This is a genomic window from Streptomyces lacrimifluminis, from assembly GCF_014646095.1.
In the GTDB taxonomy this organism is placed as follows: Bacteria; Actinomycetota; Actinomycetes; order Streptomycetales; family Streptomycetaceae; genus Streptomyces; species Streptomyces lacrimifluminis.
In genome coordinates this window covers 19,685-32,581 of the sequence record NZ_BMMU01000038.1, presented here as the reverse complement: position 1 = coordinate 32,581, position 12,897 = coordinate 19,685, and the positions used below count along the sequence as shown (strand labels likewise).

Here is a 12,897-nt window from a genome sequence, read left to right as displayed (position 1 = left end):
TCACCACGTCTTGCAGACGAACCTGATGACCAGGCGGGAGGACCTTGTCCCCGGCCCCGGCGGACGACAGCCCCGGGCTCGTGTCGCTCTCCCTCAACTGGTCATCGGCACGGCGCACTCCCCTGGCCTTCTCGTTCCAGGGGCGGACGGCTGCTGGAGGCCCGGAAGACCAAGTGGCCGCGTCGGGAACAGCCGGTCCGGTCGGCGCGGTTGCATCGAGCGAGGGACCGGCGTCGTACGGCGGGGAACGCGGAGGCCAAAGTCCGTGGGCCCACCAGGATCCGGCCCCCGGGAGCGCGGTGCGCCCGCCGCGCTCCCTGGACCAAGACGTATGTCCGCAGGAGGACTGTTCCATGGCTGACCGGCCCTTGACTCTCATGGCAGTACACGCCCACCCCGACGACGAGGCCACCGGAACCGGAGGGGTCCTCGCGCGGTACGCGGCGGAAGGCTTCCGCACGGTTCTCGTGACGTGTACCGACGGCGGTTGCGGTGACGGACCGGGGGGTGTCAAGCCGGGTGATCCCGGGCACGATCCGGCGGCGGTCGCCTTGCTGCGCCGTCAGGAACTCGAGGCGAGCTGTGAGGTCCTGAAGATCAGCGATCTGGAGATGCTGGACTACGCCGACTCCGGGATGACGGGCTGGCCGAGCAACGACGCCCCCGGATCCTTCTGGCAGACCCCCGTACAGGAAGGCGCGGCCCGACTCGCGGAACTCATGCGGCACTACCGACCCGATGTGGTCGTCACCTATGACGAGAACGGCTTCTACGGTCACCCCGACCACATCCAGGCCCACCGCATCACGATGGCGGCGCTGGAGATGACCGCGCTGACACCGAAGGTGTACTGGACCACGATGCCCCGCTCGATGATGCAGCGGTTCGGCGAGATCATGCGCGAGTTCCATGAGGACATGCCGGAGCCGGATCCTGCCGAGGCCGCCGCGATGGCCGAGATCGGTCTCCCCGACGACGAGATCACCACGTGGGTGGACACCACCGCGTTCAGCGGTCAGAAGTTCGACGCGTTGGCCGCGCACGCCAGTCAGGGCGAGAACATCTTCTTCCTCAGGATGGGCAAGGAGAGGTTCGGCGAGTTGATGGGCATGGAGACCTTCGTACGGGTCCAGGACACCACCGGCGCGGCCGTACCCGAGAAGGATCTCTTCGCCGGACTGCGCTGATCCGCCCGTCCGATCGCCGGTGCGGGAAAGCTCATCGACCGCACGGCGCCCCGGACAGCGGGAGCGGCTGGTCGACTGGGCGGCTGGTGCAAGGCGGCGGGGATGCGTCCGGCTCCCTGGTCGAGTACGACACCGTGCTCAACCAGATGCTGATCCATCTGCACATGTGGCAGACCAGCCAGGACAGTCCCTTCTCCGTACGGCTGCGGGCGGCGTCCCAGGCGGCGTACGGCCGCCGGAGCCGCCCGTCAGCCTGCCCCGGACGCGCCGGCCGAGCAGTCCTCGTAGAACCGTCGAGGGCAGTAGAGCCGTACGCGGCTGGCGTCGGGTTTCAGCCTCTCTGGAAGAACTCCACCTCCGCCAGGGCCAGTTGACGGCCCGACGTCAGGCCGACGGGTGAGCGCAGGGTCAGGCGTACTGTCTTCACGTCGCTGATTCCGGTGGGGTTCGGCTGGTCGCCCGGTTTGTCGCTGAGGGTGAACTGCTTGGTGTGCCGCTCGCCGTCCGACGTCGTCACCTCCAGGTCCACCTGGAGTGCGCGTGCCTGACTGCGGTAGTCCTCCGGGTTCTTGGACGGGCCGTTGGTGATAAGGATGTCGATCATCCGGAACGGCTTGCCGAAGGTGTAGGTCACCGAGGCGCCGGGCGCGGGCGCACCCCAGTAGCTGTTGCTCAGTCCGTCCGTGGTGTTCGTCGCCGGGTGCCCGGCGACCTCGGCGCTCGCCCTGATGGTCACCGGGGTCACGGGCTTGGGCTTGCCCAGTTTGTCCCGGGTGTCCTCGAACAGGGCGCGTCCGGCGGGGAGCAGCAGGAGAGCACCGGCGCACAGCGCCACCACCACGGCCAGGATCACCAGGAGGCGCACCGCCCTGCCCGAACTCGCCCGCACACGGCGGCGGAACGGCCACACCGTCCGCCACCACGGCAGCGGTTCGGGCTTCGCGGCGGGGTTCAGCGCGGTCGCGCAACGTCGGCAGAACCGACGGCCCGGCGGATTGGTGGTGCCGCAGGAGGGACAGGGGGCGCCTGCCACCTCGTCGGGGGCCTCTACGGGGCGTACGACCGGGCGGGGAGCCACCGGCTTCGCGGGGCGTACGGGCTGGATGGGGGCGGGAGTCGACGTGTCGGGGGCGGGGCCGGCCGGGGGCCGGGGGCCGGGCGAGTTCCGCCCAGTGCCCGGTGGGTTCCGGGGGGCCGGAGCGGGTGGAGTGGCCGGAGCGGGTGGAGTGGCCGGAGCCGGGTGGGTGACAGGGGGCGCGGACGCCGTGCTCGTGGGGGCGGCCTCTTCTGTGCGGGAGGCCGCCTCGCGGGTGGTGGTCGGGCGGGGGGTGGGAGCGGAGGGCTCGGAGGTGTCGGGGCCTGGCCGGGGTGCGGCGGGACTTGCCGTCTCCCCGCGGCCGGAGATCGGCCCGGAGCCCTCGCCCTCGGCGTCCCCCTCGCGTGAGCCCTCGGGCGGCGCCGTGCTCGCCCTCCGCTCCTCTCCCCGGCCGCGCCCCGTCAGCCGGGCGCGCAACGACGAACCGCGGGCGGGCGCGGCGGACACCGGCTCCTCGGCCGGTGACGACGAGGGTGCCGGCGCGGTGGGCGGTGGGGCGGCGTCGGCCTGGACGGCCTCGGGCCGGGCGGCATCCGGTGTGGCCGGGGACTCGGTCGGCGTACCCGAGGACGACGGCTCCACGGGCGTACCCGAGGACACCGCGCTCGAAGACGCCGTACCCGAGGACCCCGTCGCCGGAGTCGACGTACTCGAAGAGGCCGCGCCCGAGGGCGACGTACTGTCCGACCACCCCAAGTACGCCCCGCAGTTGCCGCAGAAGTCGTCCGTGGGGCCGTTGGACGCCCCGCAGGCGGGACAGGCGCGCATGGCGTCACCTCCCTTCGTCGGTGGGCGGGCCGGGCAGGATCTCCACCCGGCAGACGGTGTGCACCGGGCACATGGCCCGGACGACCTCGTGGATCCTGGCCGGGTCCACCTGGGCCTCGCCGTCCGGCCACACCCGGACCAGGACCTCGGCGGAGGGCTCCGGCGGCAGGTCCGCTCCGGGGGTGCTCGACCACGCCGCGCCGCCGTCCCCGGAGACCTCGGCGTGGACGCCGAGCGCGAGCCGCAGCGCCTCGACCAGGCCATGCCTGGTGCCGCGCCACCGGTGCAGCTCCACCGCGCGGAAGACCGCCTCGCGGCGCCGCTCCACCGGCCACTGCGGGTCGTCGGCGGCGCCCACCCAGGACGCCAGCCAGGCCAGGAAGTCGCTCGGAGCCACCCGGGGGTCGAGGTAGGCGGGCAGGTTGTCGAGGGTCGCGAACACCGGGGCGAGGACGGTGTCGAGGCCGGCCGTGAACCGCTGCGCGAAGTCGTCGTCGGCGTACAGGGCGGGGAGTTGCCCGCCGATCGGGTACTGGCTCGGCAGGCCGGGTACGGCGGCTCGGCTGCTCATCCCCGGGCCTCCGGCTGCTCCACGGCCGTGACGACCACCTGGTGCTGGTAGGAGAAGACCAGCGCCCCCGCGGCCACGTCGATGCGGTCCGACGGTGCTCCGCGCCGCCCGGTGATCGGGTCCGCGGCGAACAGCAGGATCTCCTCCACCAGCGCGTTGCCGGTGGCGCGTTGGAGGACGCCGAAGACGTCGCCGTACTGCACCGGCCGCCCGAAGGGCCACCCGGTGCCGTCCGGACCGCCGTGCAGCGGGTTGAGGTGCCGGAACAGCGCGGCGAGCGCCGCGGCGCGCACCCGGTCGGTGTCGCCCGGCGCCGCCGTGAGCCGGGCCACCACGGTGACGCCCTGGTAGGCCGGCGGCTCCACGACGAGGCGGGTGCCGATCAGGCGCCGTTCGTCGAGGCTCGCGGTGATCGCTTCGAGCACCTGGTCGGAGGGGATCAACTGCTCGAAGCGGAGCCGGTCGTCGCCCTCGTCGGCCACCGCGTCGGGCACCACCAGGACCCGTACCGCGCCCGCGCCTTCGGCGGCGTGCAGACAGCGGACCCGGCGTACCGAGGGTGCCGCCTGGCGGGCGATGATCTCGTGGTCCTCGGCGGTCACGGCGCGTTCCTGCATCCGCAGCGCGTCCGGTGCCCGCAGCTTGGCGTTGTCGATGGTCTCGCCGGCCACGCCGCCGCGCGCCGCCTCCCGGTTGACGACCCGGGCGACGTAGGGAACGGAGCTGCGGAGGACCGAGATCGCCCCGCGGGCGACGTTGCCCGCCGGTCCGCCGCCGGTGCGGTAGCGGGCCACCCGTATCCGGGCGCCCTTGGGCGGCACGGCACCGCACTGCCGTAGCGTGCCGTCCGGCTCGCGCAGCACCGGCGGGAAGGCGAACTCGCCGGTGGTGGCGTCGACGCGGACGTGCCGGTCGGCGGGGCCGGAGCGGCCGAAGTGCTCCACCACCTCCCAGCGCTGCCAGCCCTCCTCCGAGGACACCTCCACCACGGGGGGCTCGCCGTCGAGGAGGACCGGCGGGCGGCCGAGCCGGAACGTCTGCCCGGAGACCCCCTCCGAGGTGCCGAGCGGTACGTCGGTCTCGGTCTCGGCATGCTCGACGGACATGGTGCCGCCCACGGTGAACACCACGGCCTCGCGCACCGTCGGGGACTCCGAGTAGAACGGCTGGCCCGGTTCCGGCTCGGTGACGCGGCAGCGCAGCCAGCCGGCCCGGGTGCCGCCGATCACCGACGCCGTGTGCCCGGCCGGCACGTACACGATGACCTCGCCGGGCCGGTTCAGGCCGCCGGTGGTGTCCTCGCCGGTCTCGCACACCTGCCAGCCGCCGCCTGCCCACGCCTCCCACACCAGCGGGGGCTGGCGCGGGTCCACGCCGATGCCCTCCGTGCGGCTGTCCAGCTGTACGGCGACCACGCAGCGCGGTACCGCCGTCGGCAGGCCGAACAGCAGCGCGTCGCCCGGCTCCGGTACGGACTGGAAGCACGGTACGTCGCCGGCCTCGGCGAGCGTCCTGGTCCGGTCGGTCTGCTCACCGGTCCGGGGCGCGGTCACCAGCCGTATCAACTCGCTGGGCAGGATGCGCAGTTCGTCCACGGTGGTGAACACCACGGCCTCGTCGCCCTCGCCGCCCGCGGTGGTCACCTCGGTGCCCGGGGGCAGCGTCACCGGGTCGGACTGCGGCGCCGACAGCCAGAAGTCGACCTCGGCGCCGGCCGCGGCCGGCGGGAACAGCCGGATGCCCAACAGGTCGAGGAAAGCGGTGTAGTTCTTGTCCGGGACCCGGTTCAGCCGGTACAGCAGCTGGTCCACGAGGTAGGCGAACGTCTCGATCAGGGTGACGCCCGGGTCGGAGACGTTGTGGTCGGTCCACTCCGGGGCGCGCTGCTGCACGTACCGCTTCGCCTCGTCGACGAGTTGCTGGAACCGCCGGTCGTCCAGGTTGGGGGAGGGCAGGGCCATCAGTCGGCGACCAATTCCTCGGCCCCCTCCTCGGAGGGGATCGTGTAGAAGGGAAAGACCAGGTTGCGCCGGTCGTTGGTGGAACGGACGGTGTAGTGCACGTCGATGTAGAGGGTTCCGGCCTCGACGGCGTCGTAGGCGACCACCACGTCGTCCAACGCGATGCGCGGCTCCCACCGCTCCAGGGCCTCGCGCACCTGCTGGGCGATGAGTCCGGCGGTGGCGCCGTCGCCGGGGGCGAAGACGTAGTCGTGGATGCCGCAGCCGAACTCGGGGCGCATCGGGCGCTCGCCGGGTGCGGTGCCGAGGACCAGGCGGATCGCCTCCTCGATCTCCCGCTCCCGTTCGACCATGCCGATCCCGCCGGTCGGCCCGACGCGCAGCGGGAACGCCCAGCCGCGCCCGATGAACCGGTCGCTCATGACACCCTCCCGATCCGGACACCCGGGGCGCCGGGCAGCACCACGCCACCGCACGCGGGGCGCCCGGCCCGCGACGGGAGCGGCCTGCCACTCCGGCAGCCACTCCCCCGGTCGCGCCGACAGTCGTGCCGACAGCCACGCCGATCGAGCCGCTCGCTCATCACACGCCCCCGATCAGGACGTTGGGGGCGCCGGCGATGATCATCGCGCCGCATGTCGTCTGGTCGCGCATCCGCGCGGCCGGCAGCCCGCCGATGAGGACCTGGCCCCTGGCGAGCGCGGCCGGGTTGGGCATGACCACGTTGCCCGGTCCCAGGGCCGCGTGCGGCGGCATCGGGCAGGTGTGCACACTGCCCGGGCCGCCGAGGCCGGTGGTCACGGCAGCGGGACGGCCGCCGATCAGCACCCGCGCCACCGCCTGGGCGGCGCGGCCGGGCGGCGGCATGGCGATCACGCCGCCGTGGTTGGTGGGGTCACCGGTACGGGCTGCGGCTGGCATGCGGTGCTCCTTGCGGATGTCGGGGGCAGCGGACAGGGGGTCAGTTGATCTCGATGATCGCGGCCTTGAAGACACCCCGCCCACCACCGTTGACGGTGACGTTCGCGGTGCCCTCGACGCCCACCGTGGCGCCGCCGATCCGCACCCCGGCCGTGGCCTGGATGTCCACCTTCCCGCCCGAGATGGTCACGTCACCGCTTCCCGCGTCCAGGGTGATGCCCTTCGCGTCGAGCAGGACGGAGGAGAGGGGCTGTCGGCTGGTCCTCCGGGCGTACACGGACAACTGGATGCTGTTCCGCCGGTCGTCCACGAACACTACGAGGCGCTCGTCGGCGCTCGTCAGCCGCACCCCGGAGAGACCGGGTGCCCTCTGGTCCAGCAGCTCCACCCGGTGCCCCGAACGCGACACGATGGAACGGCGGTTGACCTTCCCGGTGGCCTTGTCGATCAGCGGGACCTCGTGGGGCGACGGCTTGTCGACGCCGTTGTAGAGCCCGCCGATGACGTACGGGCTGTCCAGCAGGCCCTGTTCGAACCCGACCAGGACCTCGTCGTTGACCTCGGGGCTGAACACGCCTCCACCGCCCTTGCCGCCCCACTGCACGGTACGGACCCAGTCGGTGGTGTAAGTGTCGTCCAGCCAGGGGAACTTCAGCTTCACCGATCCGCTCTCGGCGCCGGTCTCGTGTACGTCCGTCACCACGCCGATCGCCAGACCCGGCATGCGCGAGCCGCGGCCGGGCGCGCCCGCTCCGATCACCAGGCCGGTCAGGGAGCGGTCCGGGCTGGCGCTCACCCACACCGTCGTCCGGTACCCGCCGTGCGGTTCGAGGACGTGCCGCACCGCCGTCGCCGTGTACTTGCCGGAGAACGCCTGCCCGACGTTGCCGAGCGCCACGGGCTTGCCCGCCCGCAGCTGCGGGTTGCCCTCGGCCACCGCCTCCAACTCGGCGAATCCACTGCTGACGTGATCGGCCACCGCGTCCGCGACCGCCGTCGTCTCGGCCAGGGTGCGGTACGGGGTGTCCGTGACGGTCAGCTTCGACTTGCCGAACCGGGCGGCGAACGCCGGGCTCAGCCCCGGCAGCACCGTTTCGCTGTTCACCGACGCCTTCGGGGACACCAGCGGCTTCTTGGTGGTGACGTCCCAGCCGCGCACCTCCACCTGCGACGCCCCGTCCGCCGCCGACAGCGAGGCCCGCAGCGCGAGCAGGTTCGCCCCGTACTCCAGGACCATCGGGTTGCGGGACGACGAGGTCGACGGCGCGGGCGCGCCGGACGCCTTGACCGGCTTGGTGAACTGGAGCAGCCCCTTGTCGTCGACGCGCACCAGCGCGCCGCTCTCCGCGGCCAGGAACTGGAGGAAGTCCCAGTCGGACACGTTCGCCTGCGAGAGCTGCTTGTAGGTGATCTTCCCGGCGTCCACGGTGCCACAGGCCAGCCCGGCCCCGGCGGCCACCTTGCGGACGATCGCCGACGCGGTCATGTTCTGGTACGCCACCACCTTCCGGCCCCGCTGGAGGCGGTGCGCCTTGGAGTAGGCGCGCACCACGGTGAACGCACCCGTGCTGTCCCGGTCCAGTTCGAGGGCCGTCACCTCGCCGTTGAACAGCCGCTCACGCGCCTTCCCGGACACGGTCACCACCGACACGTTGAGCGGGGTGCCGATGGTGATGCCGGTCGCCCTGAGGAACTCGTGGTCGGGGTCGCGGAAGGTGAGCTGTGCCGCGTCGGGCAGGCCCACGTTCTCGTCCACCACGCAGCTCACCAACTGGGCGGCCCAGACCTGCGGAAGTTCGGCGGGCGTCCCCACCACGGGGTCCGCCGCGAACAGCCGGCCCCTTGCCTCGGTGGTCATCGCTCCTCCTCACCGCCCGCGTCCGGCAGCCCCGGCACCACCAGTTCGGTGCCGGGCGCGAGCGCCATCGGGTCGTCGATTCCGTTCGCCTCCGCGATGACCCGCCAGGCCGTCGCGTCCCCGTACTCCCGCCAGGCCAGCATCGCCAGGCTGTCGCCCGCCACCACGGTGTGCGTACTGCGGGCGGTGCGCGCGCCGGACGTCGGGTTCTGGCCCGCCGGGCCGACGCTCGCCTCCTCGATCGACAGCGCGCAGGTGGCCCGCAGCGGTCTGCCGTCGACGTCGAACAGGGTGTACGACACCGACAGGCTGGAGAGCACCCCGTCGAACGCGGTCGTCCGGGCGGTGCCCCAGGTGAACCGCACCCACGGGCTGGCCGGCTTCTTGCGGCCCAGGCTGGCCGGGGTCGGCACGCACGCCTTCATCAGCTTCTCCACCGCCCGCTCCACGGAGTTGTCGTGCTTGGCGGTGGCGTCCAGGAACACCTCCAGGCTCAGCGTGCGCGGGCCGCTGCCGACGAACTCGGGGAGCGCCGACTCCCCCGCCATCCGGGACGGGGAGCGCCGCCACTCGGTGCTCTTGCTCAGCTGGAGGGTGGAGGGGTTGAACTGGAGGTCGAGCTGTGTGATGGTCCCGCCCGGCTTCGCGCCGACCGACGCCGGGGGCTCCTTCAGGGTCAGCTTGGCCCTGGCCCGGCTGGTGCGCGCTGGTGACATGGCGGGACCTCCTTTCCGGGGGCCGATACGTGGTCGTTATGTGGTCAATACGTGCGGGAAAACCTGTTGCTGAGGGTGTGTCAGGACGGGTCGGGACGTGTGTGTCTGGACGTGTGTGTCAGGACGGGCGCAGCCCCTCGTGGGCGATCTCCAGGGTCTCCACCGCGGCCTGTGAACTGGCGGGGTCGAAGGACGGCCCCTGCCAGCGCACCGGGACGATCCCGAACACCTGCCAGCTGATGATCTTCGTCAGGTCCGGTTTCAGGGCCACGATCTCGCCGTCCTTGGGCTCCACCCGCTTCAGCGTGTCGTCGAGCCAGCGGGCGATCTTCGCCGTGTCGGCGGTGACCGGCCGGGTGAGTGTGATGTTCGACCAGGTCACGCGGCCGGGCAGTTGCCAGGTGAAGCCGTTGTTGCCGCCCTCGGCGTACGTCTCCATCTCGACCTCGGCGCCCATGCCGGAGCAGGTGTGGAAGGCGCCCAGGTCGTTGCCGCCGATCGCGAGCCGGAAGAACACGCTCGTCGCGAAGATGCTGTCCGTCATTCGTCCGTCATCCGTTCTGGCTCTCAGCGGCGTCCGTCGTAGGGGCGGCCCGTGCGGTCCCGGCCACGGCGCAGTTCGGTGCGCAGCAGCCGGGCCACCGGGTCGAGCAGACGGCGCGCCAGGTCGTCCAGGTCGACGCCGGGGTCGTCCTGGGGTGTCTTCGTGTGCAGCAGCCGGCCCACCGGGCCGAGCAGACGGCGCGCCAGGTCGTCCAGGTCGAGGTCGTCCTGGGATGTCCTGGTGCGGCGGGCCGCGTTCTTGCCGGAAGCGTCGGACGTCGTGGCTGACGCGGAGGCCGCGGACGCCGACCGCTTCCGGCCGGCTGCCTGAACCTCCTTGGCCGGTACGCCTGTTGGCGACGCCAGGGGCGCGGAGGGCGCGGAGGACGATCGCGGGCGGCCTGGTGCGGCGCGCTGCACCGCGAGTGCCGCGTCGCCGGTCCCGCCGGCCACCGTGACGGTCCTCGGCCGGACCACGGGAACGGCTCCCCCCGGTGCCGTGGCGGCCGACGGGCGGGCCGCGAGCGGCGGTGCCTGCGGGGCGGTCACCGGCAGGGGCTTCGCCGGTACGGCGGCGGCCTGGGCGATCGTCCCCTGGCGGGGCGGCGCGGGCCGGACGGCCGGGACGCGCTGAACGGAGGCCGGGGCGCTGCTCGTCGGTCCGCCCGAACCCTCCGGTCCGGGGTACGGGGCTGCTGCTGCCCGTTGGACATGCGGCCCGGCAGGGGCGGACGGGCCGGGCGTCGGGCGCGCGAGGGTCCCGGGGCCACCCGGCGAGTGCGCCGAGGGCACCGAGGGAGCTGATGTGCCGGACCGGCGCGGGGGCGCCCCGGTGGGCGGCGCGGTGTCGCCCTGGGAGGCGGACAGTGCACCGGGCCAGCGCGCCGCCACCACGGGACGGCTGCCGGAGCGGGCGGCGGCGGCCGGGGCCGCCCCTTCCGGGGTCCGGGTGCTCAGGACGAGCGGGCGGGCGGCCAGCAGCGAGAGGGTGCGGGGTGCCGCCGTGGCGGAGTACGCCGCCGAGCCGGTCACGGTGAGAGGGCTCGGGCCTGCCGAGCCGGCGGACCGGGTGCCTGGGCCGCCTGCGCTGCCTGGAGTGCTTGCCGTGCCTGGAGTGCTTGGGGCCACGGCCCTGGCCACGACGACCGGGCCCGGGGCGGCGGGGCGCCCGGGCCTTGGCCGGCCGGAGCCCGGGCCGCCCGCCTGGAAGCTGCCGGAGGTCGATCCATCAGCGCGCGATCCGCCCGAGCCCTGCCCGCTTGCGCCCGGCCCGCTTGCGCCCGCCCCACCGGACGCCGTGCCGGGGCGTCGCGCTCTTCCTGCCGCGCCTTCCGCGGGTACGGCGCTTGCCGGTTCCGGGCGGTTGGAGGCGAGCGCCGGGGAGGGCGTCACCAACGGCGTGGCGGGCCCGTTTCCGTGGTCCGCGGGAGTGGCCCGGGTGGTCCCCCCGGTGGTGGGGTGGTCCGCGATGCTGCGCTGGACGTCGGCCGTCCCCAGCAGCGGGACATCCGCTCCGGGGGCGAGGGGCGCGGCCCCGGTGGGCGGCACCGGAGCGGCTGGGGAGCTCTGGCCCTGACGTACGGGAGCCCGCTGGACGTCCGGGCCGGGCGTCGTACGAGACGCCTGGGACGCACGGGACGCGGTGGAACCGGGCAGTTCGGCGCTCGGCGGCAGCGCGGGCAGCGGAACTCCGAGGCCACCGCGCGCGCGGGCGCCCGTGCTTCCGGGGGCGTGGGTCCGGCGCGGGGCGCCGGCGTCGGCCGGGGCAGCGGGTGCCGTCCCCTTTGCCCCGCCCGTACCCCGCGCACCGCCCGTACCGCTCGCACCGCCCGTACCGCTCGCACCGCTGTCGTACGGCCCCGGTGTGTCGGCCTGGCGCTGGACGACGGGCAGTGTCGGACCGGACGCTGATGCGGATGCGGATCCGGACGTGGCGCCGGACGCGGGGGTGTTCTGCGCCAACGATGTTGCTGTGGAGGGGAGTTCGCTCAGCGGGGCGCCGAGGGGTGCGCGGCTTCGCGCGGGCACGGCGGTGCGCTGTACCGGGGCGCTGGATCCCACGCCCGTACTGGCCGGCGTGGTGGTGCCGGCGGCGTCGGGCGTCGGGGCGGTGCCGGACACCGGAGGGTTGGCGGACCGCACGGCCGTGACCCGGCGCACAGGTCCGGCCGGGCGCCGGGCGACGGTCAGGCGCGGTCCCGACGGGCCGAGCCGGACGGCCGGTTGGGCCCCGTCGGCCCCGGACGTACGGGATGTCTCCGTCGCGGCACGCTGCACGGCCGGGCGGGACCGCTCGGCGCCGGAGCGGGCGGGCCGGGCTGCCGTCGTCCCGTCCGCGGCACGCTGGACGGCCGGGCCCGACGGTGTACGGCCCCCGGAATCAGTCCTGGGCCCGGCCGTACGACCGGAGTTCGTCCCGGAGGCAGATCGGGGCGCGGCCCCGTCGGCGGCTGCGGGCGGCACGACCGCCACACGTCGTACGAGCGGAGTCCTGGGAACCGGCTGCCTGCCGGTGTCGGCGGGGACCACGGCCGGGCTCTCGACGGCCCGTTGGACGGTGCCAGGCGACGAGGTGAGCACCGAGGGTGAATCCGTGAACGCGAGGCCACGGGACTCAGGAGCGCCGTCCCTCGAACTCACCTTCCCCACAGGGCTGTTACCACCGGCATCGGCACCGGAGGGCCGTACGGCGGACGGTCCCGCACCGGAGGGCCGTACGGCGGACGGTCCCGCACCGGATTTCGTCGACCCGGGCTTCCGCCCGCCCGGATCCTTTTGGCGGGCAGTCTCCGCTGCCCGAACGACCGTTGCCCCCTCCGAGCCCCCGTCCCCGTCCCCCGGACCGCCCGCCCCCTCCGGCCGCAACGCCCTCAGCAGCAGCGGCCCTCCGGCGGTGTGCGTGGGCCGCGGGGCGGCCGGGCGGGTGACACCGCGTACCAGGCCGGTCGGAGCGGCGGGCAGCAGCGCATGCCCGAGGCCGCTGTCGAAGGACGGGTTCTGCCAGGCGGCCAGGCCCGCGCGGAAGGCGAGGCCGTCGCTGACTCCCAACGGGGCACGGGACACGGTGAGTTCCGGCGCGGCGGTGCGACGCCAGCCGCCGTCCCAGTCACCCGGCAGGGAGGAAGCCGGCGCACCGGAGGAACCCGGGGCACCGGACGCGGACGGCGCCGGGCCGTCGGGCGCGCCACGGTCCGGGCCCGCGCCGGACGGGCCGTCCCCCGAGACTCCGGAGCGGTCCGCGGCGGCCCGGCGGCGCAGCCTGTCCCGCCATGCCAT

At 74.0% G+C, this 12,897-nt stretch carries 10 protein-coding genes; 1 reads left to right on the top strand and 9 read right to left on the bottom strand.

All coding sequences use genetic code 11. The features are described from left to right. The first annotated feature begins 353 nt into the window (after window positions 1–353). Window positions 354–1,187, top strand: coding sequence for a PIG-L family deacetylase (locus IEY89_RS35280; RefSeq protein ID WP_189151620.1), 834 nt, complete (start codon window positions 354–356; stop codon window positions 1,185–1,187). 331 nt (window positions 1,188–1,518) lie between these two features. On the opposite strand, the gene IEY89_RS41150 is transcribed toward IEY89_RS35280, so the two are convergent. From IEY89_RS41150 to IEY89_RS35235, 9 genes are all read right to left on the bottom strand, one after another. Then, entirely contained in the window at window positions 1,519–3,051 is a 1,533-nt protein-coding gene (locus tag IEY89_RS41150) for a zinc ribbon domain-containing protein (RefSeq protein ID WP_229695598.1), read from the bottom strand. Between the two features lie 4 nt (window positions 3,052–3,055). Next, window positions 3,056–3,622, bottom strand: coding sequence for a phage tail protein (locus tag IEY89_RS35270; RefSeq protein ID WP_189151619.1), 567 nt, complete (start codon window positions 3,620–3,622; stop codon window positions 3,056–3,058). Beyond that, window positions 3,619–5,583 (bottom strand): putative baseplate assembly protein, encoded by a 1,965-nt coding sequence (locus IEY89_RS35265; RefSeq protein WP_189151618.1) that lies wholly within the window; start codon window positions 5,581–5,583, stop codon window positions 3,619–3,621. Before IEY89_RS35265 ends, IEY89_RS35270 begins: the two co-directional genes overlap by 4 nt. Continuing rightward, window positions 5,583–6,005, bottom strand: coding sequence for a GPW/gp25 family protein (locus IEY89_RS35260; protein ID WP_189151617.1), 423 nt, complete (start codon window positions 6,003–6,005; stop codon window positions 5,583–5,585). Before IEY89_RS35260 ends, IEY89_RS35265 begins: the two co-directional genes overlap by 1 nt. 160 nt (window positions 6,006–6,165) lie before the next feature. Further along, window positions 6,166–6,504: a PAAR domain-containing protein gene (locus IEY89_RS35255; protein WP_189151616.1), complete on the bottom strand. Its 339-nt coding sequence runs from the start codon at window positions 6,502–6,504 to the stop codon at window positions 6,166–6,168. 40 nt (window positions 6,505–6,544) lie between these two features. Beyond that, window positions 6,545–8,362, bottom strand: coding sequence for a VgrG-related protein (locus IEY89_RS35250; protein WP_189151615.1), 1,818 nt, complete (start codon window positions 8,360–8,362; stop codon window positions 6,545–6,547). Further along, window positions 8,359–9,078 carry a CIS tube protein gene (locus IEY89_RS35245; protein WP_189151614.1) on the bottom strand — a complete coding sequence of 240 codons (720 nt, stop codon included), beginning with the start codon at window positions 9,076–9,078 and terminating at the stop codon, window positions 8,359–8,361. Before IEY89_RS35245 ends, IEY89_RS35250 begins: the two co-directional genes overlap by 4 nt. Window positions 9,079–9,196: 118 nt before the next feature. Further along, entirely contained in the window at window positions 9,197–9,622 is a 426-nt protein-coding gene (locus tag IEY89_RS35240) for a phage tail protein (RefSeq protein WP_189151613.1), read from the bottom strand. Between the two features lie 23 nt (window positions 9,623–9,645). Continuing rightward, window positions 9,646–12,897: a hypothetical protein gene (locus IEY89_RS35235; protein ID WP_189151612.1), complete on the bottom strand. Its 3,252-nt coding sequence runs from the start codon at window positions 12,895–12,897 to the stop codon at window positions 9,646–9,648.

Coding starts and splice junctions, on each gene's coding strand:
- IEY89_RS35280 (WP_189151620.1), top strand. CDS start 354: ATGGCTGACCGGCCCTTGACTCTCATGGCAGTACACGCCCACCCCGAC.
- IEY89_RS41150 (WP_229695598.1), bottom strand. CDS start 3,051: ATGCGCGCCTGTCCCGCCTGCGGGGCGTCCAACGGCCCCACGGACGAC.
- IEY89_RS35270 (WP_189151619.1), bottom strand. CDS start 3,622: ATGAGCAGCCGAGCCGCCGTACCCGGCCTGCCGAGCCAGTACCCGATC.
- IEY89_RS35265 (WP_189151618.1), bottom strand. CDS start 5,583: ATGGCCCTGCCCTCCCCCAACCTGGACGACCGGCGGTTCCAGCAACTC.
- IEY89_RS35260 (WP_189151617.1), bottom strand. CDS start 6,005: ATGAGCGACCGGTTCATCGGGCGCGGCTGGGCGTTCCCGCTGCGCGTC.
- IEY89_RS35255 (WP_189151616.1), bottom strand. CDS start 6,504: ATGCCAGCCGCAGCCCGTACCGGTGACCCCACCAACCACGGCGGCGTG.
- IEY89_RS35250 (WP_189151615.1), bottom strand. CDS start 8,362: ATGACCACCGAGGCAAGGGGCCGGCTGTTCGCGGCGGACCCCGTGGTG.
- IEY89_RS35245 (WP_189151614.1), bottom strand. CDS start 9,078: ATGTCACCAGCGCGCACCAGCCGGGCCAGGGCCAAGCTGACCCTGAAG.
- IEY89_RS35240 (WP_189151613.1), bottom strand. CDS start 9,622: ATGACGGACAGCATCTTCGCGACGAGCGTGTTCTTCCGGCTCGCGATC.
- IEY89_RS35235 (WP_189151612.1), bottom strand. CDS start 12,897: ATGGCATGGCGGGACAGGCTGCGCCGCCGGGCCGCCGCGGACCGCTCC.